This is a genomic window from Vibrio sp. SCSIO 43132 (genome assembly GCF_019904195.1).
Lineage (GTDB): Bacteria > Pseudomonadota > Gammaproteobacteria > Enterobacterales > Vibrionaceae > Vibrio > Vibrio nigripulchritudo.
Genome location: NZ_CP063199.1, coordinates 797,246 through 822,669, shown reverse-complemented (window position 1 = coordinate 822,669; position 25,424 = coordinate 797,246). Strand labels below are relative to the sequence as shown.

General features: G+C 44.8%; 18 protein-coding genes. 8 read left to right on the top strand and 10 right to left on the bottom strand.

Annotated elements, in window-relative coordinates:
• Positions 1 to 21: 21 nt before the first annotated feature.
• Together INR79_RS03735 and INR79_RS03730 are read right to left on the bottom strand one after the other, a co-directional pair.
• Positions 22 to 1,281, bottom strand: coding sequence for an extracellular solute-binding protein (locus INR79_RS03735; protein ID WP_262415378.1), 1,260 nt, complete (start codon positions 1,279 to 1,281; stop codon positions 22 to 24).
• Between the two features lie 724 nt (positions 1,282 to 2,005).
• Positions 2,006 to 3,031, bottom strand: a complete 1,026-nt coding sequence (locus INR79_RS03730; protein WP_223096056.1) for a substrate-binding domain-containing protein — start codon at positions 3,029 to 3,031, stop codon at positions 2,006 to 2,008.
• Between the two features lie 901 nt (positions 3,032 to 3,932).
• Here INR79_RS03730 and INR79_RS03725 point away from each other — a divergent pair.
• The 4 genes from INR79_RS03725 (at position 3,933) to INR79_RS03710 (ending at position 9,942) form a co-directional block, all read left to right on the top strand.
• Positions 3,933 to 6,176, top strand: a complete 2,244-nt coding sequence (locus tag INR79_RS03725) for a glycoside hydrolase family 2 protein (RefSeq protein ID WP_223096055.1) — start codon at positions 3,933 to 3,935, stop codon at positions 6,174 to 6,176.
• Positions 6,177 to 6,726: 550 nt separating this feature from the next.
• Positions 6,727 to 9,042: a S8 family serine peptidase gene (locus INR79_RS03720; RefSeq protein WP_223096054.1), complete on the top strand. Its 2,316-nt coding sequence runs from the start codon at positions 6,727 to 6,729 to the stop codon at positions 9,040 to 9,042.
• A gap of 1 nt (position 9,043) precedes the next feature.
• Positions 9,044 to 9,451: a hypothetical protein gene (locus INR79_RS03715; RefSeq protein ID WP_223096053.1), complete on the top strand. Its 408-nt coding sequence runs from the start codon at positions 9,044 to 9,046 to the stop codon at positions 9,449 to 9,451.
• Positions 9,452 to 9,531: 80 nt separating this feature from the next.
• Positions 9,532 to 9,942 carry a helix-turn-helix transcriptional regulator gene (locus INR79_RS03710; protein WP_004407140.1) on the top strand — a complete coding sequence of 137 codons (411 nt, stop codon included), beginning with the start codon at positions 9,532 to 9,534 and terminating at the stop codon, positions 9,940 to 9,942.
• Between the two features lie 126 nt (positions 9,943 to 10,068).
• Here the strand turns inward: INR79_RS03710 and INR79_RS03705 are convergent, their stop codons facing one another.
• The 6 genes from INR79_RS03705 to INR79_RS03680 all read right to left on the bottom strand — a co-directional run bounded on the left by INR79_RS03705 (position 10,069) and on the right by INR79_RS03680 (position 19,218).
• On the bottom strand, positions 10,069 to 10,599 hold the full coding sequence (locus INR79_RS03705; protein WP_022607838.1) for a DUF1566 domain-containing protein: 531 nt from the start codon (positions 10,597 to 10,599) through the stop codon (positions 10,069 to 10,071).
• Positions 10,599 to 12,419 (bottom strand): DUF1566 domain-containing protein, encoded by a 1,821-nt coding sequence (locus tag INR79_RS03700; RefSeq protein WP_223096052.1) that lies wholly within the window; start codon positions 12,417 to 12,419, stop codon positions 10,599 to 10,601. The genes INR79_RS03705 and INR79_RS03700 overlap by 1 nt, the downstream gene beginning before the upstream one ends.
• Before the next feature lie 210 nt (positions 12,420 to 12,629).
• Positions 12,630 to 14,693: a TonB-dependent receptor gene (locus tag INR79_RS03695; protein ID WP_223096051.1), complete on the bottom strand. Its 2,064-nt coding sequence runs from the start codon at positions 14,691 to 14,693 to the stop codon at positions 12,630 to 12,632.
• A 57-nt stretch (positions 14,694 to 14,750) separates the two neighbouring features.
• The gene (locus INR79_RS03690; RefSeq protein ID WP_223096049.1) at positions 14,751 to 17,567 is read right to left on the bottom strand and encodes a carboxypeptidase-like regulatory domain-containing protein; all 2,817 of its coding nucleotides are present in this window, start codon (positions 17,565 to 17,567) and stop codon (positions 14,751 to 14,753) included.
• A 180-nt stretch (positions 17,568 to 17,747) separates the two neighbouring features.
• Complete coding sequence (locus INR79_RS03685; protein WP_004407152.1) at positions 17,748 to 17,888, bottom strand: DUF2256 domain-containing protein; 141 nt, start codon at positions 17,886 to 17,888, stop codon at positions 17,748 to 17,750.
• A gap of 1 nt (position 17,889) precedes the next feature.
• Entirely contained in the window at positions 17,890 to 19,218 is a 1,329-nt protein-coding gene (locus tag INR79_RS03680; RefSeq protein WP_223096047.1) for a DASH family cryptochrome, read from the bottom strand.
• Positions 19,219 to 19,341: 123 nt separating this feature from the next.
• Between INR79_RS03680 and INR79_RS03675 the strand changes: the two genes are divergently transcribed.
• From INR79_RS03675 to INR79_RS03660, 4 genes are all read left to right on the top strand, one after another.
• A complete protein-coding gene (locus tag INR79_RS03675) occupies positions 19,342 to 19,611 on the top strand; it encodes a TIGR03643 family protein (protein WP_223096045.1) in 270 nt (89 codons plus the stop codon).
• Positions 19,612 to 19,673: 62 nt separating this feature from the next.
• Entirely contained in the window at positions 19,674 to 21,125 is a 1,452-nt protein-coding gene (locus tag INR79_RS03670) for a cryptochrome/deoxyribodipyrimidine photo-lyase family protein (RefSeq protein WP_223096043.1), read from the top strand.
• Between the two features lie 211 nt (positions 21,126 to 21,336).
• Positions 21,337 to 22,044 carry a substrate-binding periplasmic protein gene (locus tag INR79_RS03665; protein ID WP_223096041.1) on the top strand — a complete coding sequence of 236 codons (708 nt, stop codon included), beginning with the start codon at positions 21,337 to 21,339 and terminating at the stop codon, positions 22,042 to 22,044.
• Positions 22,045 to 22,072: 28 nt separating this feature from the next.
• Positions 22,073 to 24,517: a putative bifunctional diguanylate cyclase/phosphodiesterase gene (locus INR79_RS03660; protein WP_223096039.1), complete on the top strand. Its 2,445-nt coding sequence runs from the start codon at positions 22,073 to 22,075 to the stop codon at positions 24,515 to 24,517.
• On the opposite strand, the gene rimI is transcribed toward INR79_RS03660, so the two are convergent.
• A complete protein-coding gene (gene rimI / locus INR79_RS03655; protein WP_223096037.1) occupies positions 24,514 to 24,966 on the bottom strand; it encodes a ribosomal protein S18-alanine N-acetyltransferase in 453 nt (150 codons plus the stop codon). The genes INR79_RS03660 and rimI overlap by 4 nt on opposite strands.
• Positions 24,967 to 24,978: 12 nt before the next feature.
• On the bottom strand, positions 24,979 to 25,371 hold the full coding sequence (locus INR79_RS03650) for a DNA polymerase III subunit psi (protein WP_200766048.1): 393 nt from the start codon (positions 25,369 to 25,371) through the stop codon (positions 24,979 to 24,981).
• Positions 25,372 to 25,424: the final 53 nt, after the last annotated feature.

The following is a 25,424-nucleotide window of genomic DNA, read 5'->3' as shown; positions in this document are numbered from 1 at the left end:
GAGGTGCCAAACTTTAGCTAGTTATTGAAGTTGGAATTCAAGCTGCTTTTCAACTTGCTTAAGTGCGTCTTCAATTGGTCGACCATTAAAAATATCGGGCATGACAGATTTCAGTGCATCAGTAATTTCATAACTGTATGAGCCATAATCAACATCAGGAACCTCAAGCTGCCAGCCTGAAAAATCTCTGTATATTTTTTGCCCACTGAAATAGCTAATGCTCTTGTTGTAACCTTCACTCTCTGATGCAGGTATGTAGGTAGAGACGGCTCCACGTTCAACTAGCATTTGTGAATAAAAATCCAAATCAGAAGCGAATATTTTTTGAAGAAAGTCAATTGCGACTTTTTTGTTTGTAGACTCGTTAAGTACGAACCAACTTGAACCACCTAAATTTGAAGCGTTAACAGCCCCATCAACAGAGAGACGAGGTGTAGGAGCAATCGCCCATTTCCCATGTTGTGACTTTTCAGAAGTGACAGCTGGAACAAACCAGACACCTTTGACTGCAGTTGCAGCTAGACCTTGGTTTATTCCACTAACTAAGCCCCCCCAACCTGAAATCGGACGAGATACGTCACGACCAGACAACTGCTTAAAGTTCTCCATTGCGGTTATAAGAGCTTTGTTTCCAGCGATATTAAGAGAGCCGTCAGCGTTAGTAAACCACACACCGGCAGACTGCATCATAATGTTCACCAAACCTAAATCTTCAGGGTCTACCGAAAGCATAGCTACACCAGTTTTGGCTTTTACTTGTCTACCGATCTCAATGTATCGCTTCCAAGTGATATTCTGTAAGTCTTTTTCGGTAAAGCCAGCCTGCTCAAGCAGATCTTTTCGGTAAAAAAGACCAGTTACTCCGCTGTCAAATGGAACACCATAAAGCTCGTCCTTTTTACTGACCAGCAATGATTTGTATGGGGAAAACTTGTTTACGTCGATTGAATTGGTTAAGGGTTCAAAAGAACCAGGATAAGCACTGAGGTATAATTGCGCGTTGTAATCTTCAACAAGTACAATTTCCGGTAAACCTCTGTCTACCCCTGCTGCTAGCATCGTATGGAGCTTCTGTTCAAGGTCTAGTTTTGAATAACTTACAACGTTAATTGTCACATTTGGGTCTATATTCTTATAACGACTTGCTGCCTCTTCCATTATTGCGATATTAAAGTTTGGATCCCAAGCCCAAACAGTTATCTCATTTGCATTTGCCGTTAAAGTCGTTGTAATCAGGCTTAAACACAAAGCAGCTTCTTTTAAAATTTTATTTTGTAACACGTTAAAATCCTCTTTCCACGTAACATCGATTACAAAAAAGTAAACGTTATCATTTATTATTAATGAATATTGTATTACGAGTTTGTGATTAGAATCACCTAGGAGTTTAGTTTACTAATATTTAGTTAACAATGTGGCAACAATCACATTTACGTTTGGTTGGACAGGTACAACCAATCTAGGACCAAAAGAAAACGAAAAGAGAAATACATAAAAATCGTAACTTGCCTATTACCAATCATTTAAAGTATCGAGCAAAATAATCGCACTAAAATCTTACAGCCCACAAACAAAAAACATTTTATGCCATTGTTTAAATTGGATTTATATTCAAATACAAATTAGCAACCTCACTCTATCTTATTAAAACAGTCTTAATTGGCTGGTAAGAACTAACCGCAATTTTTCGCCTATCTCTTCAATGAAGCGATGATGTATACCTACAAGATTTAGGAAAGGGTAAACTGAGGGACTAGGAACCTCTGGTTCCGGAAATGTTTTTATGAACAAGCTGTTTACCATCAATTTAAATCAACTAAATCCTATCGATGAGAATTCTCTTCACCGTTTAAAGTTCAAAATTAACACAAGTATTGTAAACGTTTACAATTGATTCATTAAACATTCAGATACCCCGTATGTTTTGGGAGATGAGATCATACATTCTTTGCAAGTAAATAGCTGATATACAACAAGTAACTATGAGACTGGTTATTAATTGATGTCATTCAACAGATTTAAGGCTTTCTCGTTGGATAAATCTGTATCCAACGATTACCGTTTTTTCAATCTTTCTCCCTTCCATTCTTTCAAATAATAACGATATCGCAGCTTGCCCCATTTCCTCAGGATACAACTTGAGAGTTGAGAGAGGCGGAGACTGAACCTTGGCAACATCGATATCGTTAATCCCGACAACCCCAACCTCCTCAGGAACTTGAACACCTTTTTCATGGAGGGCACGTAAAATACCAATTGCAACAATATCATTGGCTGCCAGTATCACATCCGGTTTTTTCGTGGCTTCTAGTATACGAAAAGCCGCGTCGTAGCCCTCCTGGATGCTAAGGTGATTAATTTGTTCAAAATGACTATTGATTCCATCATTGAAACCTTCGACAGATTTAACTCCGATTTGAAGTTTGTCATCGTTTAAGTCAGTAAGTGCGATGTCTTTTGCACCCGAATTTATAATATTTGTGAAAAGTTCTCGCAGTGCAGCAGCTTTGTCGAATGTGATAACGTCAATTTGACTATCATTCGTCACAGGATCAATTAAGACAATGTTTTCATTAACCTTTCTAACCTCATTTATTTCATCCAGAGGTATGGGACCAACGGCAATCACACCATCACTACCAGTCACAACATTAGCGTCTACAGAGTTGTTGCCTCTAAAGGCATTTCTCAGAGAGACGAAATGTTTCATACAGGCTTGTTCGATGCCCATACGAATAGAGGTGTAGTAAGGGTCACTGATTTCATCATCTTGTGAAAGATAGTTAATAATTGTCAGAGATTTTTGGGAGAGAGAACCCGCAATGTTTTTGTTTTCGGATAACAAACTCAACGAGTTATTGAGTTTGACATTTCTCTGCCTAGGAGTTTTGTATCCGAGTTGACGAGCAGCATTGATGATACTCAAACGCTTTTCTTCAGAAATAGAAAATGACTCATCCCCGCTCAATACTCTGGATACTGTAGCGGACGAGACTCCAACCAGACGCATTATATCTTTTATTGTCGCCATAAGATCCCTCGTACTGTTTGGGCTAAGTTTACAATCGGGGAGAAATGACATTGAAGCGCGTATTGATAAAGACAATATCGAACACCAACGAACCTCGGTTTGCACGACAATACGCAAAACTTTGGGACTGTACGTACACCTTTAAAAATAGCGCTTCCAGCAAGATATTCAAATAGGCTGTCGATGAAATATACACTTGAATCACATAGAAACATGGTTATGTATTGATGATTGCCCCCTAGGCAAGTTTAGCTATCTATTTTTCATGGCTGTTCACTATAATTGCTCAATAAGAAACAGGGACAAAATTACATAATTTTGACTTCTTTGGTATTTTTCACCATAAAGAAAAACTCCATTAAATAAAAAATAGAATAATCATTGATAATCAATCATATATCAATGGGCTTGCTAAAAATTCCATGCCGATATTAAATACAAAATATTTAATCTTCAATAAAATATCGAATAGCTTCAGAAGCAATCGAGTTCGATCAATTTACCTGGTAAATATTTACTCTTTTAATGCTAGGAACATCTAATAAAAAACAATTATCTCATTACTCATATGACATCGATCACCATTATTTATTAATGGTGATTTTCATCATTACCGTAAATGCATCATCATCAGGTAAAGACGTAGGTTTATGGCTATTAAAAAACAACTCTTAGCAAATAAAACCGTTATAAAACAATCACAAATAGATTTAAACAAATAGAAAACAGATTATCCACCATATTGAGGGTGAATTGATTCCCCTTAAGAACTTTAACAGCGCTGTCAGAAAGATAAAGAAATACTCTGACAAATTAAACAGAAATCTGTGTTGGTGTTCCAGCGTAATATATAAAAACCGCCAACCACACTTTTCAATCTTTAACTTTGGAGAAGTAAACCGTGATAAATTCGACTATTCTAAATAGTGATTGGCTCTTTTGCGAAAACCACTATTGTGATTTGGATATCTCGAAAATTCCATCCGTAAAAACCGTTCAGATTCCTCATAGTTCGGTTGAACTGCCCATGAACTATTTTTCAGAAAAGAGTCTTCACCAAGATTTCACGTATCAACAAACACTTTCAATAACAGATAGTGATCTTTCAAAAACACAGTACTTGTATTTTGAAGGAGTAATGTGTGACGCGAAAGTGTATGTAAATGGGGAGCTTGCAGGTCTACACTCAGATGGTTATACACCATTTGAGGTTCTAATCACCCCGTACCTAAACCGTGGAGATAACCGCATTACGGTGACACTTTCAGGTAAGGAAAACCCATCAATCCCACCGTTTGGTGGTCAAATTGATTACCTATGTTTCCCTGGAATCTATCGAGATGTTTACTTGCGTACTTATTCAAGCTGCAGAGTTTTCAATGTTAAAGCAGAATCGTTAAACATCCTCACTTCACCAACGTTAAAACTGGACGTCTATCTTGAGTCTTTCCTCAACGAAGGAAGTTCTGGAACTCTTGACGTTATCATAAGTGACAAAAACGGCGAGGTTATTAAGCAAGTAGTGAAAGATGTCGGCAGATTTTATGGTGAATCTTTCTCCACCTTACTCATTAACGATTTGAAAGGAATTGTGCTTTGGGACATAGATAACCCTGAACTCTATAAGATTGAAGTACGCCTTATTGATGAACATTCGCGTGACACATTCGAATTCAGACACGGATTTAGGGATATCCAGTTTACAACAGAAGGTTTTTTTCTAAATGGCAAGCGTTTGAAGCTAATTGGTGCAAACCGCCACCAAAGTTATCCCTACATTGGCTATGCCATGGGGCAGTCCGGTCAGGAGTTGGATGCTGACATATTACGTTTTGAGTTTGGATTTAATACGGTCAGAACGTCGCACTATCCGCAGTCTCCGTATTTCCTCAACAGATGTGATGAAATTGGTCTGCTTGTTTTTGAGGAAATACCGGGCTGGCAGCATATAGGAGATAAAGACTGGCAAAGCAAAGCAGTTGATAACGTCAAAGCAATGATTCAACGAGACTGGAACCACCCTAGCATTATCTTGTGGGGTGTTCGTATCAATGAATCAGATGACAACTTCGACTTTTACGAAAAAACTAATCAGCAGGCCAAAGCACTTGATTCAACAAGACAAACAGGGGGAGTACGCTGCAGTATGAAGGGCGACTTCCAAGAGGATGTTTTTACCTTCAATGATTTTGTTTTAGGCGATACGAACGAGCCTCTACGTAAACCTTTTGATTCCCACGGTAAGGACTATGACATCCCTTATCTCGTTACGGAATACAACGGACATATGTATCCTACAAAACGAGTTGACAACGAAAACTGGCAGGTTGAACACGTAACCCGCCATTTAAGAGTCCTTAACGAAGCTCACTCAAATGACAATATTTCCGGAGTAATCACCTGGTGTTTATCTGACTACAACACGCACAAGGAATTCGGTAGCGGTGATATGATCTGCCATCACGGAGTCAGTGACGTTTTCCGCAATCCTAAATTCGCCGCGTATGTGTATTCAAGCCAAATCAATCCAAGTAAGAAAGCAGTGATGGAGCCGGTTTCGTATTGGACGGTTGGTGAGCGATGTGCTGCTGGTGTGCTTCCATTGATAATCCTCACTAACTGTGACTGCGTCGAGGTCACTCTTCAGAATGGTGTAAAAAGTAAATTTTACCCTGCGAAAGAGCAGTATCCACATTTGCCGTATCCACCTGTGATTATTGAGGCAGAGTCTGGTGATGACTTGTTTGGCAAATATTCTTGGGGTGGTGGCTGGCAAGATGTAACTTTTACCGGCTACTTTCAGGGCGAAGCCGTGTCCGAACGAAAGTTCAGTGCCTCAAAAATACCTTCTGATATAAAAATTAATGTTCAAAAATCTCAACTTAATGAGAACTGTCGCGACACTGCTAGGGTTCTTATTGAAGCCATTGATACGTCAGGAAACATTCTTCCCTACTTTTCTGATTTCTTAACACTTGAAGTTTCAGATAATCTTGAAGTTATCGGACCAAAGAAAATTATTCTCGAGGCAGGAACAACAGGGTTTTGGGTTGAGGCAAAGGATGCAGGTATGGCTGTGCTCGAAATCGAATCTCATAAATTTGGCAGAAGAGAAGTTGTCTTTAACGTTGTTGAGCAGAAATAATTTGTGTGGGTGTAAAAACCATCTAAAAAGGGCGTTCTACAACAGGTAACCCATAGCGCAGTTCCTTATCGAGGGACGGCGCTATTTTCTTTCATTTTTTACTTACACATAACCTCTTACTAAGTATTCAATTAGAGCTCCTACCATTTGTATTCTACTGGAGAACCAATCTAAAGCGCTCTTCTCCTGAATGACCGGTGATTAATGTTCAGAAATATTCATGGTTTGCTCTGAAATTTCACCTCTTTTCAAATATTAATAAGTCATCACACCATTTACAAAATGGCTTTTCTGTTTACCCATTTTACTTTATTGCGAGGACCATCAAACTTTACAATAGTGTTACAAACGTCACGAACGTGTCGACAAAATACCGCATAACACCCTCAAAAACGTCAATTTGACGGTTTCACGTCGCAATTGGATAAAAATGTCTCAAATGAAAGTTCTTGTTACACAAACTGTCGCATTCTGAAATCACATCCAAATGTAAATGATAGTTATTCCCATTAACATGTGTCCGATTTATTTGTTGATGTCAGAGGAACCAATGAAAATCGAACACAGGTACAGGAAAGCGACGTTAGCGCTAATGATTGCTTCAGCACTTGCTGGCTGTAATGACAGCGATAGCACGTCCAGTACAACAAAGAATACGGCCCCCGTTGCTGCCGCTAAAAACGCGGAAAAAAATGTGGTAGCACAAGATGTGCAGCACTGGAAAGCACACGGGCTGAACCGTTACTTGTCTGAGAATTTGTCAACTTGGTCGATCGAGCAAGAAGGCAAAGTACTGACAGCAACGGAAGGTGTTATCGAAACTCAGCATGGTCACGTTATCAAACGTGGTGATCAGCTTGTCTATGTGTCGCAAAGTGCACAGGCAGAAACGTTCACACTGAAGAACGATTCAGGCACTCAAACTGAAACAGTCACCATCAAAATTGACCAGGTATTGGGTGATCCACTGGCAGATCAACAATGGCATCTGCATAACACGGGTCAGATGGCTTATGCCCAGCCAGAAGGTATCGCGGAACTTTGGCACGACTACCTAATGAACAGCAAACTGCGTTATTCACGTGAACGAGCCGATGAAAAAATCGCAGAGCTACAAGCGCGCCCTGCCAGCGTTGCTGGTGAAGACATGAATGTGCCAGCCGCCTTTGCTTTGGGCGTAACAGGTAAAGACACCATTGTAGTAGTAGTAGACAGCGGTCTTGAGATCGCTCACGAAGATCTGGTCGACAACGTATTGCCAAACCGCTCTCTGAACTTCAAGCGTGCGGCGCATTCTCCTACAGATCCAACTTACACGGGAGTTAATGGCGATCACGGTACGTCAGTTGCCGGGCTGATTGCAGCTAAAGGCTGGAACAACCTTGGTGGTCGTGGCGTTGCGCCTGACGCCAGTCTGATTGGCATGAACTTCCTGGAGACTCAGTCTGATTCCGACAATATGATCGGTCATGGTATGACGGGAAGTGGTATTTCCGTCAAAGAACCTGTTGTGGCGTTCAACCGAAGCTACGGACGCGATTTGGTCTCTTTCCAAAGCTACGACGAAATTGATGCTGAAATGACCGCTCACACGGTTAACAACCTTCGCGATGGTAAAGGTGCGCTTAACGTTAAGTCTTCGGGGAACAGTTTTGTTTCATCTGGTTCTACTGGAGATTTCTGTCAACACACTGGCGCGATTGAGTACGGTCTGACCTGTACTAACTCTGCATTAGAATCCAACCTTTCTTTTGAGCACTACATTGCTATCGGTGCGGTAAATGCGGACGGTACTAAGTCGAGTTACTCCACAGCGGGCGCGAACATCTTTGTATCGGCTCCAGCTGGCGAAAACGGCGACTGGGAACCGGCGATGATCACTCCGGACCAGAGTACCTGTCTTCGTGGCTATGCAGGTAGGAACCGACTCGATGTTCTGGATAACTACGTATTTGAATACGCAATTGCACATGACCTTTACCCATTCAATGCAGGAAAGGAAGAAGACAACCTAACGTGCCACTACACCAACACGTTCAATGGTACGTCTTCGGCGGCACCAAACACATCTGGTGTGGTTGCACTGATTGCCTCTGCAAACCCGTCACTAAGCTGGCGTGATATTAAGCACGTTCTAGCCAGCACATCAGACAGAAATAACCCAGAAGATCCAACAGTTTCTATCCCGGCTGGTAACGGAAACTTTGTGGCTCACCTGGGCTGGATTGAGAATGGTGCGGGCTACCAATTCAACAACCATTACGGTTTCGGTCGCGTTAACGCGGGTGAAGCGGTGAAACTGGCTCTGGATTACAAGCAGCCACTACCAGCGCAGATCAAAACTGACTGGACTGTAGGTATTGCTCAAAATGCTGACGGTCAACCTGTCAATCCGATCACCATCCCTGATAACAACGCCAGCGGTGCTGAACTCATTGTCGAAGTCGCGGACAACGTCACCATCGAAAGCATGCAGTTTATGCTGGATATCTACAACGAGGAATTCATTAAAGACACCTACATCAACGGTAGACGCCAGTCTACAGCAGGTATTGACTTAGCCATTGAAGTCACGTCACCAGCCGGTACTAAGAGCATTCTTCTGAGTTCTCGTCAGGCCATTCTGGAACCCGTTCAGACGGCCCATAGCCCATTCCCTCTGTATGCAGACGGATACATCCTGAAAGATTCTCTGATTGCAGCAAACGCTTTCTACGGAGAAAACGCTAAAGGTAAGTGGAAACTTCGCTTCTTGGACACGTCGGGTAGCGGCATCAATGAAGCAAGTAACTTCCACTCTTCTTACTTCAATAACACGGTTAATTCGCTGGTCAAGAAGGCGAACCTAAGAGTCGTAGGTCACTAATATGAAAAATCTATTATTGCTTTCCGCTGTATTGGGTAGCTGGGGTGTATTTGCCCAAAACCCGGTTTACCAACTGCACCCGGATTTTGTACCAGCAGGGCACACTGAAACTGCTATCAACGATAAAACTCGACTGGTTGAAGGCACCCGTATTCTGAACACCCAGACTCAGGAAACCATTACGGTTACCGGAAAACTGTTGATTCTGGTGAAGGAAGAATCCGAACTTCGCCAGATCGCTCATGACTTCGGGTTGCTGCTTTCAAGCTATACCCCCGGCTCTAAGCTAGGAGTATTCACCGCTTCCAGGCAAGTGGATCTCAATGAGCTACAGGCTCGTCTCACCCGAGACGAGCGAGTCCGAAAGGTTCGAATAGAAACCGATGAAAAGCGCTTTATCGCGCACTAATTGAAACATCTAAAGTGGCAAGTCCTAGCGGGCTTGCCCTTTTGCATAAACGTATAACAATAAAAATTTGGAGTACCGACATGGAAATGAACACGCCTGAAGCTCAACAATGGAAAGAGCGGATCGATAGCATTCTGAATGACGCTATTTCATCTGGCGAGAAGATCCATATGCCTTGGCTGGTTGAACAGCTCGCTTATCCAAATCGGAAAAAACTCGAACGCGATTTTCGTCGTTATCTGGATACGACGTATTGCGAATACCTAAATAAAATGAGACTTCATATCGCCAGCAGGATGCTGTGTCACGAGAACGTATCGGTAAAGGCTGTTGCTTTGTCTAGTGGTTACCAAAACCCCGCGACGTTTTGCAACGCATTTAAGCGCGTCTTTGGCACCGGACCTTCTCAATACAGGACGGAAATGATTGAACACTTCCACCAATACGGCTGCCCTTATGCTAACGGGATTTGCAAGAAAAAACTGAATTAACCGAATCACAAATCACGTTACACGCAAAACAGACTCTACACTTTACTGGCTTAAGTTGGCTGCCAGTATTTTGTGTTACCTATAAAAAACCCTCGCATTGCTGCGAGGGTTTCTTTTTGACTCTGATTATTGTACTGGTACTACTTCCCGAACGAACAAGACTCGGCTACCGGGCCCGTTGTTTCGATTGACCGCTCCAATATCTCCAATATTGTCAACTTGCCAAATGAGACTCTGATAATATTGAGCGGGTGTAGAGCTCCAAAGCTTCGCTTTTTCATGAATACTTGGGAATACCGTTGTATTCACCGCTGGGCGAGAACAGCCGACCTCTACAATAGAAACCAACTCTTTAATGTTAGGTAATCGCCAGTCAGAATAACCAGCATAAGTCGAGGCTTCTGCGCTCTCTAGTGCTTCAAACCACTTATGGTGAACATCACCCACTTTGACACAGTCAGAAGTCGTGTTGTCCCACTCTTTGCCCAGAGTGCAACGCGTCCACATCAAGTTGGTCATGTTATCAACGGCAGTGCCATCAGCACCCAGAGTGAATCGGTTAGCCGTTGCGGTAGCTTCCAGGTTCTCCTGGTATTCACACGCGCCTGCAGCCGCAGAAATCATTAACGCCACTGGCGCAATCCATTTCAGGTTCATTACTGTGCTCCTCCTGCATTCTGCTCTGGCTGCGCAACTAAACGGATGTAGTTACGATCATCTTTGAACTGGTTTGGCAGACCTTCATAGAAATGGAAAACTTTGACAATATTCCCAACGTACGAAGGGTATTGGTACTGGCCACGAGTTGCCTGAGAAGTCCAGTAGGTCCCATCTTTGGTATCTGGGAAGAAATCCGTATCAATCATTGCGGTATTCTTTTCAGCACCAAAATCCACAATAGAAATTAACTGATAGAAGGTGGGTAATGACCAGGTGTTAATGCCGCAGTAACCAGCGGCATTTGTTGCTTCAACGTAAGCCTTAGTATCGCAGTCAGAACCTGAACAGTAACCGCCATTCTGAAGCCCTTCGTTACCGCCATTTCGCGTTGGATCCGGGTTATACCAAGTGTAGGTATTGGTGTTGTCATGCAAACCGGTTTTGTCGCTCTTGACCTGCCAGATAAGTCCAGTGTGGTTATCTTTCACACAATCCCATTCTGTTGCGGATACCGGTAGAGCATTCCCTTCGTTGTCCAGCTTAGAGAAATCAAACCCTGCTCGACCACTGCCAACTTTTGCCAGCCTGCCTTCTTTTGCAAGCACGTCACGACCGAAGTGACCATCCTGATTTGCAGGAATGGATAAGCCTTCGTCATCTGTCAGCAAGGTGCAGTCAACACGGTTATTGTCTTTAAATTCAACAGGACCGCCGCCCGGAATAGGTGCAACAATGATGTCTGAAGCATCGTTTGCACACAGATTAGCCCCGGTATCGTTCAGTATTAAGTCACCTTCAGGCGCTGGGCGATCGGTCGGCTCTACTGTCAGGGTAAACTCCGCCGAAGCACTGCGACCGAACGCATCCGTTGCTGTTGCTCGAATGGCGATATCTGCAATCGTGTTTGAGTAAGGAACAACGGCTGTTGCTTGTGGGGTTTCGGTGTCTTTCAACCACACCGCTGGTCCCACACCGACCTGCTCCCATTTGTAAGTCAGTGTTGCAGGATCTGCATAACTGGTCACAACAAGCGGCATCGCAATCTCAACACCACCAGGGTGATTACCCAGTGCAGATGCTGCTACTTCTGGAGGTAGCGGGCGCACAGTGACAAGCTGTGTCTCTGTAGACACAAAACCTTCATTATCCGTCGCAGATAACTTGAACGTCAGTTCCACTGGCGGATTGTGCCCGATATTTGGTGTCGCAAAGGTCGCTTTACCAGTCTCACCAACGATCAGCTCAACCGTTGGTTCTTCACCGACAATCACCTGCTCCCATGCCAGAGATACGACTTCACCATCATCGGTCGCCGACCCAACCAGTTCAAAGTTGTGCCCACCATCAACTTCCCCATTCTGAGAAACCACAACCGTTGGTTTCGCACCAAATGGGTAAACAGTAACGGCCACTTCCTGCTTCACTGCCGAGTTATGTCCGTCATTGACACTGACTTCAAAAACAAGCGTTTCTTCTTGCTGCACATCCGGCGCTTCAAAGTTCAGTGTGTCATTGACTTTAGTAAGTGGCACAGCAGGACCACTTTTTTGTCCCCAGCGAATGTCCAGTTTGTCATCTTCCGCATCCTTGGCTTCAACACGGATACTGACGATCGAACCTTCGCTTTGGCGTTCGGGTGCCGAAATCGCAAGTGTTGGTGGCACGTTTACTGGTTGTTTGGTTGATGTCGGTGGCGTAACCGGGGTATCGGGTACCGCTGAAGAAGACGAGTCACCGCCCCCACATCCCACCAGTGCGGTACTGACAGCCAGAGCAATCGAGGTCGATTTGAACTGTGGCCAGTATCTGAAAGTCATGCTTCTATCCTCAAGCAACTAAAAAATCCACCTTAATTTACGTGAATCCACTTAGATGTTAATGAGAATCAATTTCATTATTGGAATTTCGATTTCATATTAAGACAGAAGAGTTATATCTTTTATATTCAGTATGTTATGCGAAATTTACATATGAACTGAGAGGACTATTATTCGCACCCAGAAGGACTGGGTGCGAGGAGAGTTATGCTAGTAAGACAAAGTCAGGTTAGCGAAATATGAACGACCTAAACCATCAAGAGCACCATAAGGTTCATGGTAAACCTTGTTGGTCAGGTTACGAACACCCGCATTCAGTTTTGCCGCTTTATAGCTGAAACCAAAGTACAGGTTGTAGAGATCAAATGCATCGAAACCATCCACTTGCTTAACCTCTGGTTTGTCTGTCACCCATCTGGCATTAAGTTTGATCCAGGGGCGAAAATCGGGATTATCAAACCGATAGGTAGCTTCGGTCATTAACTCCCAAGGCCTGGATTGGTGCCCGACAAAAGGATCTTCAGAAGACATCTCGTTGTAAGACAGGTTACCCAGAATTTCGAACTGACGAGACAGCTTGTGATGCGCTAATAACTCAGCTCCTTTGTTAGTGACATTTTTGGCGTTGTAGAACTCGATGTGTGTTTCGAAAAAGTCGCGCTCCTGATTGTTAAAGTCCCCCGTTAACGGGTCACATTTACCTAGCTGGATACACAGTTCTAAAGCTGCCTGATTCTTAATTGCTCTTTTTTCTTTTGTATTGATAAAAGATGAGAAATCATTCTGGAAGATCGCTGCAGACACAAATAAGTTGTCGCTCAGATATTTCCACGCCAGTTCATAGTTATCAGCACTTTCTGCTTCACAGTTATCGAAACACCCTCTGAAGTGATCAAACGCAACGCGTTCGTAAACACTCGGTTGGCGATGAGTTTTCGCGTAGTTAACCGTCACATTCTGATTGGGTGTGAGCGAGTAAACCGCACCCAACGAATAGGTTGGTGTTGAGTCTGTCTGCTCTGGCAAACATCCAAGTAACCCTTCTAACTGACAGCGAAGTTCTTTGTTTTCACCTTTTCGAAAAGTCTTATTGATTTTCCAGTGATTGAAACGGATACCCGGCGTAACGGTCAGGTCACCGAAGTACCAGTTTGACGACCAGAATGCCGCGTAATAATCCTGCGAGGCACTGACTTTATTGTCTGCCGTATCTTTGATCAGCTCTCCGCCAAAGATATGGTCTCCCCCCAGCCAGTTAAGCTCGGCACGAAGACCAAAAGTGTCGCTCGTTAAGGTGTTTTCCACCGTATTGGTCACCGAATTGATTTCACTTCGGTTGTACGAAACAATCAGGTTTTCAAAGCGATAAAGTTGAGGCAGCCGATAGGTCACACTGATGCTGTCGCGTTTTAGTTCATCCGTTCTTAATACACTAGCGCTAGAGCCATGAGTGAAATTAATGTCTTCACCCTGATAGTTGGCATAAGAAGCATCTACACGACCAAGCTGTCCGCCATCGTAAAATACATTCAACGCTGCGGCTTTGTCTTTGTATCCAAGATCGAGAATCTGGTTATCCCCTTCCCTCTCCTGAATCAGATTACTGTCTTCTAACGTTTTATCTAGCTTGCCTTTGTCAGCAACTTTGTAACCTTTGGCGACGTTTTTGCTACCAGACAATCGCAACCCAAAACCGTTGTATGCCGTTGAAACACCCGCATGTTGCGATGTTTTGTTGTACCCCTCGTCATAACCAAACTTAAGCTGTCCCTTAAGATGATCTTCAGTGTTGTCCTGCAAAGTATTGATGTTAACAATACCCCCGGAAGCACCCGGATCATAAATGACAGCCGGGCTACCTTTGATGACTTCAATGGACTCCACGGTGTTAATGTCGTTCAGGTTTCCTTCTCCACCCCCATTGTGCGTCATACCCTGATTCGAGATTTTCACCCCATCAACCACATAAAGGACCCGCTCTCCGGATAATCCGCGGATGCTGACCTGTTTGGAAAATGCCCCCTGATCGGTTACCCGAACATTAGACACGCTGCGCAGTGCATCCTTAATATCACCAGCGGATTTCTCATCCAACTCTTGTCTGCCGATGTACTCAGAAGAAAAACTTTGCTCAAACACTTCTGTGTTTTTGGTCCACGCATCATCGTTTGGAACTGCGGTTCCCACAACGGTTACCTTCTCGACAGGCTCGTCGCTGTTCGCCAGAACAGTAGGAGGCACAGACAATAAAAAAAGTGGAATTACATACTTCATTTATTCAATCCAAGAGAAAAGCCTCCCGAGGGAGGCTAGATAATTAGGGTTAGTGACTTAGTAGTACAGCCAGGATGCAAATGGGAGTTGGTCGATGGTGTCTACACTGCCAGGATTGTCTGCCTGCCCCGCCACCATAAACCACTGGTGTCGACCAGGATCTACTCGTAATCCGAAGGCTGTTCCCAGCCCGGCAATAGGTAAACCAGATCCGGCACCAAGTACTGACTGGACAGGCGCTCCCGGAGCATGTTCAGCAATATTGGTGTCAATGACAGTATCGGTTGTCAGGTTTTTAAGCTCACCAGTTACAGCGTCCCAAGCCAGAACTTGCCCTTCTATGCGTCCGTCGTCGTAGCGAGCAGACAAGGTAAAGTAGCTTCGGCCAACCGTTTCAGACACTTTTTTCTGAGTTTCTGTATTGAAGCCGTATAAGGTGTATTGATGGCCAACACCCCATCCGCCTGGCTGTTTCAGGATGTTGACGTAAAGTACGCCATTGATGCTGAAAGGAGGTAAACGGCGTGCAACAAAGTATTTAATATTTCGCTTACTGGCGAGAAGACCATCCATCGCTTTACTGCCATTCGATGAATCGAATACGTAGCCGTAATCTAGGTTGAAACAACCAAATCCACGATCTGGCGTACAGGAACCACCACCCGGAATACCGTCGTAACTTGCAATTTCAAGGTATACACGACCATGCTCGGCGGTAATCAGGTTGATATGTCCACCAATGGCTTCACCGTATGAGTTGTTCCCTTGATCAATACCATCACCGGTATCAAATAGTTTTACCGCCTCAGTACCAGTAAACTTCACTACCTGACCATTCTTGTGCATATTGAGCGCCATCGCATATGGCGTACCTTTGAAAATGGTGTCGATCGGTGTGTCGATGTCTAGATCGTAGTTGATCGCAGCAAACGCATTATCTCCCTGCTGAAGACGAGTTGTAATACCTGACAAAGCAGTAAAGTTATTTAGGATTACACCAGCGCCGTGACCATCTGAACTGATGAGATGGTGCTCAGAATCAAACTCAGCTGGGTAAGTTGCACCTGTAACTTCGGTAAAGGTTTCAGTGACCTTGTCTAAAGCATAGAACTTGTTGCTGCCATGCTTAGTAAAGTATACGTGTGTGTTATTGGTGGCCGTGTGGTAAAAATCACCATCAGCTATTGGACGACAGTTCTCCAAATGCGTATCGCACATTTTTAGGTAACGTCTATCGTCATGACCTGAAGGATAGGTAGATGCGGTATGCGGAGCTTCATGGCTTACCAGTACTTTGTCTGTCTTACCTTGGTCGTTAGTCAGAATGGTCAGCGGGCGACCTGTCGTTGCCTTACCATCAGACAATCTGACCGTCAGTTCGGCATGTAACTTGTCCTTAGACAACTCACCACGAAGTGGATCCGCCAAAGATTCAAATGCCGTTACCTGAACATAAGAGTTAAACTTATCATTCAGATTATCCACCACACGGAAGGACTTTCCGACCACATTTACGCGGTCTGTTATCGCAGCAGGAATCATGCTTGAGTCGAAAATGGTCCAGTCTTGAGAAGGTCTATTAACGTCATAAGACAAAAGTGCGTTATCAAACGAGAATTGGTACTCGTAATCTTTCCCCATATAGTCTTTTGCGGTGCGGGTTTCCTGATGAGTATCAGGATCAAGAACGATGCCATAAGCGCGAGAATGGAAGACTGTTTTTCCGCCTTGTCGCTCGCCGTTGAAGATAAATGCGCGGTTACCCGTTATCACATTGGTTTTCACAACACTTTGCGTATTATTGTCGGTGTTATGAACGATAAGCTGTTTGTTGTTGGTGACTGAATTAGGCACCGTGTAATACATCAGGCTCAAGTTGTTGTTTGCAGTGGTGTCTGTATCCAGAGATATAAATGGAAACTTCGTCACATCAAACGTTTCTTTACTCAAACTCGATAACGTCAAACGCTTTTCACTAGGATCTATACCGAACTTTATAGAAGCCAATATTTCTTCTGGCTGAAGTGTGACTCTGCTATTTGCTACAGCAAGAGATAAGAAGTGTTCAACAAGTGCGGTAATATTTCTTTCTACAACTTCTGGCAGTGGAGAAGCTGGGTCAATCGTGATATTTGCAATATCTAAAATCGTAGAGCGAATGTTGGCTTTAATGAAAGTCGTCACAAGTTCGCTGTTTGCGGTCTCAATGCCTTGATATACGCTTTCCAACTTGTGTTTAGTTGCTTCCCTGTCTTTTAAAATCACATCCAGATCAGACAGTGACAGACCAGAAACTTCATCCAGACCCGCCACAATTTGTGAATACGGCACTCCGGATTTCAGAAGTAATGTGATTTTGAATGCGAGTTTCTGCAGCTCGGATTTACTTGCCGGATCCAGTAGCAGTTCTGCGTTACCTAGCTTGTTTATTAGACTTTGGAGTTCACCAGCTTCGAGCGTGCTGCCAAGAAGTGTTGTTAATGGAGAAACCACCAGCTTGGAATTATCAGCAAATGCCTTGATAGGTGCTGATAATTTAATCCCTTTGAACGACAACCCGGTTTGTGTGTCTTTACCTTCTGTAGCAGAAAGGTACAGTTCATTTGGGTTAAGAGAACCATCGAATTCCAGAGCAAAACGACCAACCTGATTCGTCGTCGCTGTTGCCAGTGCAACACCCGACTGATTAAACAGGGTCACTTTTGCATTGGCAATTGCTGGGTCAGAAACCACACCGGCAACCGACTGTTTTGGTCCGGTAGTTGAATCGACGGAATTGTCGGAATTGTCGGAGCCTGAACCACATCCGGTCAGGGCAAGGGAAGAACCTAATATCGCAGAAGATATAAGCGTTCGGCTGAGGACTTTGTCCATGAAATTTTCCTTCCTGTTGTCGCGGAAGGGACTTTCTACATCAAATGATAATAAATCTCATTTTTATTGATTTTGTTTTTAGACAGCCAGTCACCGAGAAATAACGTTAGCCCTTGTACGGTCTTGTCTCACTTATTCTGAATTAAATCACCCATGCAGGACACTAACTGGTATGAACTGTTATCGATTTTTTTGTCGCCTGCACCGATGGGAACAATACTTCACTTCATCCCAGTTTTTCTCCCACTTTTTTCGCCATGTAAAGGGTCGCTGGCATGTCAGGCAGATTTTTTCTGCCAGATACGGTTTCTTATGAGTCATATCATGAATTCACAGAAGGCACGATCGGCCAGTCGACATAATCTACCGATTCTCCACTCAGCTCTGTGCCTGCCTCTCCATTCCAGCGATGAATGAATTCTCGGTTTGGATCGTACATTAAAGTCTGTTTTTCCAGATTGAATTGTCGGTTACCACGAGGGTCCGCTCCTACCCCCGCCAAGTATTGCCAGTTCCCCCAGTTTGAAGCCACATCGTAATCCACTAATTGTTGTTCAAAATAAGCAGCGCCATAGCGCCAGTCCAGTTGCAACTCATGTACCAGACAACTGGCAACCAACTGACGACCGCGGTTGGACATATAGCCAGTGTCGTTAAGTTGCTTCATGCAGGCATTCACTATCGGGTAAGGTGTTTCTCCCTGACACCATTGCTTAAATCGGCTGGGGTAAAACGTGGTCAAAGGCTTTTGACCACGAATGCCCTCAAAGCGGAAAAGATGAGCACCATGTTTGTGGGCATACCACTGGAAGTATTCTCGCCACAGAAGTTCAAACTCTATCCAGTAGGTCGAATCGTTTGCTCCGCTGGTCGATTCATATTGCTTGAGTAACCACAGCACACGATTAGGGGATAGTGATCCATTGGCAAGCCATGGGGAAAACTTTGTAGACGAAGACCAGTCGTCCAGAGCATTACGAGTCTCTTTGTAGCGGCTTGCGTTATCGGTAGAAAAATAGCTATCCAAATGACGCAGTGCCGATTTACACCCTCCGGAGAACGCTTCCGAGCCAGTATTCGTTTCCAACTGAGTTTTCCATTCCGAACTGTTGGCACACAAAGGCTCAGGCCACGAAGCTGGGGGAAGCATTGGGGCGACGAGCCGTCGCTTCTCTTTCTCGACCAGTTTTCTAAATTTGGAAAAGGTTTCCGGCAGGTCGTTCAAATCAAATGGCAAGGTTTCGGGATCAAACAGAGTGTGGCTGTGCGATGCATTTAGAACCACATCAGGGCGCTGCGAGACTCTGCTAAAAAATGCCTTTTCGTATAGCCCCGCATTCACACTGTGGTGCACCCGATGAACCGAATACTGCTGATAGAGGCGGCAAAACAGATCGTCCGGATTTTCCAGATACACATGCAGGTGTTGACCATGAACTCGGAGTGTTTCGTCCAGTTCAGCCAGAGATTGCAATAAGAAACTCAGCCGTTTCTCTCCGATGGGTTTTGTACTGTACCTACCTGGTTTTAGGGAACGGGGGTCAAGGCAATACAGACAGTGTAAGGTGTTTTCCGTCTGCAAAGCCCGAATCAGAGCGGGGTTATCTTCTATTCTCAGGTCGTTAGTAAACCAATACACAGCATTCGACATAATTCTTTTAAACCAATGTGACTGTTTATTTGATTTACGTATTTTCGCCCTCTGCGGATTGGCTCGGTGATCGAAATTTCTTTGCTGACCGTAACCAATTTGATTTTAAGCCCCGAGAAACGAATGAAACCAATCCATACTCTCAACGCATTAAACGAGGCAGACTCCTCCAGACTCATCGAGATGGCATGGGAAGACAGGACCACCTTCGACGTCATCTTTAAAACCTACGACATCAATGAGAAACAGTTGATCGCGTTTATGCGGCGAAACCTCCAAGCCTCTTCTTTCCGTTTGTGGAGAAAGCGAGTCTCCGGCAGGAAAACCAAACATCAAAAACTGCGTTCACCTGATATCACCCGTGCCTATTGCCCCACGCAATACAAACGCTAACACAATGATCTTCTTAGCTTATCGCTGCGTAGAAACAGAACGGTTTTCTGAGGGGTGAAGAAATGTCTGCCATCAATTTAGTCTGGTTCAAAAGAGATTTGCGCCTGAACGACCACGCACCGATAGCCGATGCCATTCAATCAGGGTTGCCTACCTGTTTTCTTTACGTGTTTGAACCCATTTTGCTTAACGACCCGCATTACGATGAAAGGCACTGGCGATTTGTCTGGCAGAGCATTAAAGACATTAACCAACAGCTCGCTCAATATGACGGTAAAGTCGAAGTAGCGTTCGGCAACGTACTGGATGTTTTTCGGAATATCCATAAACAGCACCCCATAGCAGGTTTGTATTCCCATGAAGAAGTCGGAATAAGTCGGACTTTTGAACGAGACAGATACGTCGCGAAATGGTGTCAGTCTCTCGCCATTCCATGGCACGAAACACCCTACGCTGGAGTAATTCGCGCAGCCTCACACAGAGATGACTGGGATAAAAACTGGCAGAAAGTGATGAGAGCGCCACTTATCGCACCCGAATATCAACGTTGGGTTCCGGTGACACTGACCGCCACAAGCGCTCACATTCCTGAAAGCTGGAAAAAGCCAGTGGATGATATGCAGGCTGGTGGACCAAGTGCGGCAAACGCAGTGATGGATTCGTTTTACGAGTCTCGGGGAAAGCAGTATCACCGACACATTTCCAAACCTGAGCTCGCACAACAGAGCTGTTCCCGCCTTTCACCCTATCTTGCATGGGGCAATCTCAGCTTACGTCAGGCTTATCAGCATTTGCTTGCCCACTGGAATACCACCGGGTGGAGACGGGCATTAAGCGCTTTGGCTTCTCGCTTTCACTGGCACTGCCACTTCATTCAGAAATTTGAAAGCGAGTCTCAGATGGAATTTCGCCCCGTTAACCGAGGGTATGAACTATTTCCCTACCGAGAAGACAGCGAAACCGAACATCACCTGCTTCGGTGGCAACAAGGAAATACGGGTTACCCAATGGTAGATGCCTGCATGCGTTGCCTGACCCAGACGGGTTATCTCAATTTTCGAATGCGTTCGATGCTGGTCAGCTTCCTCTGCCATCACCTGAATATCGACTGGAAAACAGGGGTTCATCACCTTGCCCGGTTATTTCTAGATTTTGAACCCGGGATTCATTACCCCCAGTTTCAGATGCAGGCTGGCATTACGGGCACGAACACCATAAGAATCTACAACCCGGTAAAACAATCTCAGGAACACGATCCGGAAGGCTCTTTTATTCGCCAATGGGTTCCCGAACTCGCCCCGCTCCCTAATGAACTCATTCATACCCCATGGATACTTACACCAATGGAAGAACTCATGTATGGGGTGTCACTCCCTAAAGATTATCCGTTCCCCGTGATTGATATTGAACAGACCGGCAGACAGGCAAGAGAAAGGCTTTGGGGCTTTCGTAATCACCCTGCCGTTCAGGCAGAAAAGTCCCGAATATTGCGCAGACACGTCAGGAGCAATTGAAGTTCGACGAAGAGTCTTATTTTTGAGCTTTTTAATAAATGAGAAAAGTAGTAAGAGCACTTCATACTAAGATAATAGGTTTGGCAAAGATCTTCCTGAGTACTATTTTGTAAAAGATTTAGGGTATTTGTGATATTTATCATTCACATATGTTGTAAACACTCTAAAATCTAAACTTCACGCTTCTATAACAATCAGGAAGAAAGACATCATGCTCAAGGACCAGTTGCGAGTTTTTTTCTTCGTGATGTTTTTTTCATTACCTGTTATTTCCAAAGAACTTTCTCTGGCTGCCATTCATTATCCGCCGTATACCGTTGTCAGCAAACACGGTGAAATAAACGGCACTGACGCCCAGTTGGTCAGAGAAGTGTTTGCCATGCAAAACACCCGCGCTCACATACTGAATCCCCCTTGGTCCAGGGCACTAAAGAGCGTAGAGCATGGGAAAATCGATGGCTTAGTGAGCTGTACAAAAAACAACTATAGAGCTAAGTATATGTTGTTCTCGCAACCCATCAATGAAATCAATAACGGGCTCATCGTCAAGAACGACTCTAATATTTCCCCACCTAAAAGCATTGAAGATCTACGCGGGTTAAAACTCATCGCGATCCACAAATGGAACACTCAGACCGAGCTAAATAATCATGGTATTGCCCATGCTCAGGCCAACTCCATTCCTCAGGCACTGGATATGCTTTTGATGCGAAACTTCGATGCGATTTACAGCGGTACTGAGAGCATTACGTATTTTGCCAAACAAGCTCAACTCGGCAATAAGCTGAAAGTCGTATTGTTTGAAGAAAGACCACCCATCACACTGCATATGTGTTTGGGAAAAAAGACGCGAAATGCAGAATCTATTATGACGAGATTTAATCAGGATCTCGCACAATACAATAAAAACAAAAAATAAGAACACCAATAACGTCAAGGAAGAAGATTTGCAGCATCAGTCTAGAAAGTCACTCGCCACCCGCCAGACAAAAACCGTTTTTCTGGTTGCCGTAGCTTTGGGGCTGTTGTTCAGCTTTTATCAAATCGTGCTCGACTTTCACCGCGAGCGCGAAAAGATCGTTGCCAAATACAATTTAAAGCTGGAACAAAACTACGAAAATGCCAGCCAAGCGGCCTATCACGTGAGCTCTTTGCTGGCTCGACAGGTTGCTGACAGCATTATGGATGACAAAGCCATTCGGCACGTCATCATCACCGATGACTTTAATGACATTCTGGCGGAAGAATCCCGCACCTTTCATAAACAAAGCCAATTAAATCTTGCTCTGGCTGAGTGGTTGTTCGCTCAGGAGCGAGTTTATACCATGGAGCTGCACCAACCCGGAACTCAGCAGGCTGTGGGTATTCTTAGCTTTACCGTGAACGGAATTGCCTCTGCCAGTGGTTTTCTTGAACGCGCCAAATCTCTGTTGATGTTCGACCTGCTACGTAACGTGATTCTAGCCAGCATCTTAATGGTCTTCTTCTACAAAAAACTGTCCAAACCACTGACCGACCTGACTTACTGGGTGCGTTCTTTACAGTTTCAGGGCGCTCAGCAAAAACTCCCGGGGGCGCTTCGCAACGACGAACTCGGTCAGCTCGCGCAGTCTTTCGAGATCATGTGGAATGAACGAGAGCTGGTCACTTCGCAGCTGAATGAAAATATTGAAGCACTGGAGAAGAGCGAGCACTTTGCCAGTACTATCATGGACAACTCCAGTGATGCTCTTCTGCTAATAAACCGTGAAGGAAAAATCACTCACGTTAATCTGAACGCTTGTTTTTTGCTGGGCTATGACCGGGAAGAACTGCTTAACTCACCTGCGGTAACCATCAGTGTGAGCTATTCGGTCGACTATCTGGACTTCAAGGTTAAACAGACTTCTGATACCCAACCCACGCTATTCGAAGCCATCCACAGAAAAAAAGAAGGGGAAACCTTCCCTGTAGAAGCCACCGCTATTGAGCTGACCATGAACGACGCTCAAATGTTTCTGGTTCAGGCCCGTGACATTTCTCGCCGTAAACAAGCAGAAGTGCAAATTCACAATCTGGCGTATTACGACGGATTAACTGGCTTACCCAACCGAAAGCACCTACTCGACAGGCTGGATGAATCTCTGAATAAATCGTATCGGACCAGTGAGTCCGGTGCGTTGCTGTACCTTGACCTCGACAGGTTCAAAACCATTAACGACTCTCTTGGTCACGCCATTGGGGATCAACTGCTTCAAGCTGTTTCACTGAGAATGCAGAAACTGCTCGACCCGATTCATCTGTTTGCCAGAATCGGTGGGGATGAATTTGCGATTTTGATGCCGAATGTCACCTTAACGCAGGCAGAACTGCACGCCAAAGACATACTGTCTCTCGCCAGTTCTCCGTATGTGGTGGAGTCTCACCACCTGTATTGCAGTATCAGCGTGGGGATCACCACCTTTCCAGATCCAGACACCAGCGCACTGGAATTGCTTCGTCAGGCTGACACCGCACTGTATCGCGCTAAATCCGCGGGCAGTAATACTTACAAAGTCTACGAGCCAGAAATGCGTAAGCTGGTGGACTCTTTTCTGTCGATTGAAAAAGGCCTGCACGAGGCACTCAATCAGAATCAGTTCGAACTTTTCTACCAGCCTCAGGTAAACCGTAACGGCGAGCTTGTTGGCGCGGAAGCACTCATTCGCTGGAACCATCCGGAACAGGGAATCGTGCCGCCGGATACCTTTATGTCGATAGCGGAAGAAACCGGGCAAATTATCCCTATGGGAGCCTGGATTCTGGAACAGGCTTGCCTGCAAATGGCACACTGGAAAGAGAACGATATTGTACCGGAGAGCTTCAACCGGCTTGCGATAAACATCAGCCCGTTGCAGTTTTCTCAGGCAAACTTCGTTGAAGACGTAACAGGTGCAGTTGAACGCTCGGGCATATCCCCACAGGATATCGAGCTTGAGCTGACCGAAAATATGCTTTTGAAGAACATTGATACCTGTGTAGTCAAAATGGCACAACTGAAACAGCGTGGATTTAAGATCGCCATTGATGATTTCGGCACGGGTTATTCATCTCTGAAGTACCTGAAAAGGCTGTCACTGGATGTACTGAAAATCGACCGATCTTTCGTAACGGAACTGCATCTGAATCAGAATGATACGGCAATTGTGGACTCCATCATTTTGATGTCGGAGCGTCTGGGACTGGAAGTCATAGCGGAAGGTGTGGAAGATCCAGAAGAACTAAAAGCACTGACTTCATTGGGCTGTGAGCAGTTTCAGGGGTATTTCTTTGATAAGCCGTTAGACGCACAGGGGATGGAAGAGAGGATGCGAAATCCGCAATATAAAGACCGCATCCAGAAAGAGCTTAAACCTTCTAAAAAGAACGCTTAAAACGACAAAAACAGATAGCTCATGATGATGGCGTCTTCTTTGCCTGTTGCTGTCGGGTAGTAATTGATGCGTCTGTCGACTTCATTGAAGCCTTCAGACTCGTACAAAGCGAAAGCGCCTTGATTACTTTCCCGAACTTCCAGCCAGGCGCTTTCTGCCTTCATCGCTTCGCATTGTTCTAAAAAAGCGTTCAGTAACACTCTGCCAAAGCCCTTTCCCTGATGCTCTGGGGCAACCGCGATATTCAGTAATGTCACTTCCCCAACGACGTGTTGAGCGTAAAAATACCCCACCAGAACTCCGTCAACCAGCAGAGCGTGGTGACAAGCACCACGCGAATTGAGGTCGCGAATCATGGACTCTTTCCATGGGTGGGAATGTGCAGTTTGTTCGATTGCCCACACCGAGTCTAAATGCTCGGCTTGAAGTGGCACTATGTTTTGATTCATAAGGTTGGGGTTTTATTCATAAGATTTGATTTGCTTCCAGAGTGCCCGTTTGTGTTCTGTCTCCGATTCAACCAAAGACAGCGCCGGAGAGTGCAATACCTTCACATCTTCAAGCTCAGAAGGTGGACACTGACAGAACCACACCCATTCAACGTGAGTTAACTCGACTCGATTCAGATGCTCTGGCGAAAGAAAAAACGCGTCATCAATGGTGAGACTAAAGCTGCCCAACACCTTGGTAAGAAACGCAACTTCTTCTTGATTGGGCTGAACAGGAGAAAGCAGGAGTAAACGGCACTGCTCAGGTAGCGCAACAGTGGCAACGCTCACACCTTCCAGCCTTTCAGGATGGCGAAGCTGCCATTGATCAATTTGCATTTCTTGAAGGAAAGAAGCGTTACTCATAAAACAGGCACAGGTTGATTTGATTTATGCGCTGATAGTATCAAATCCACCTG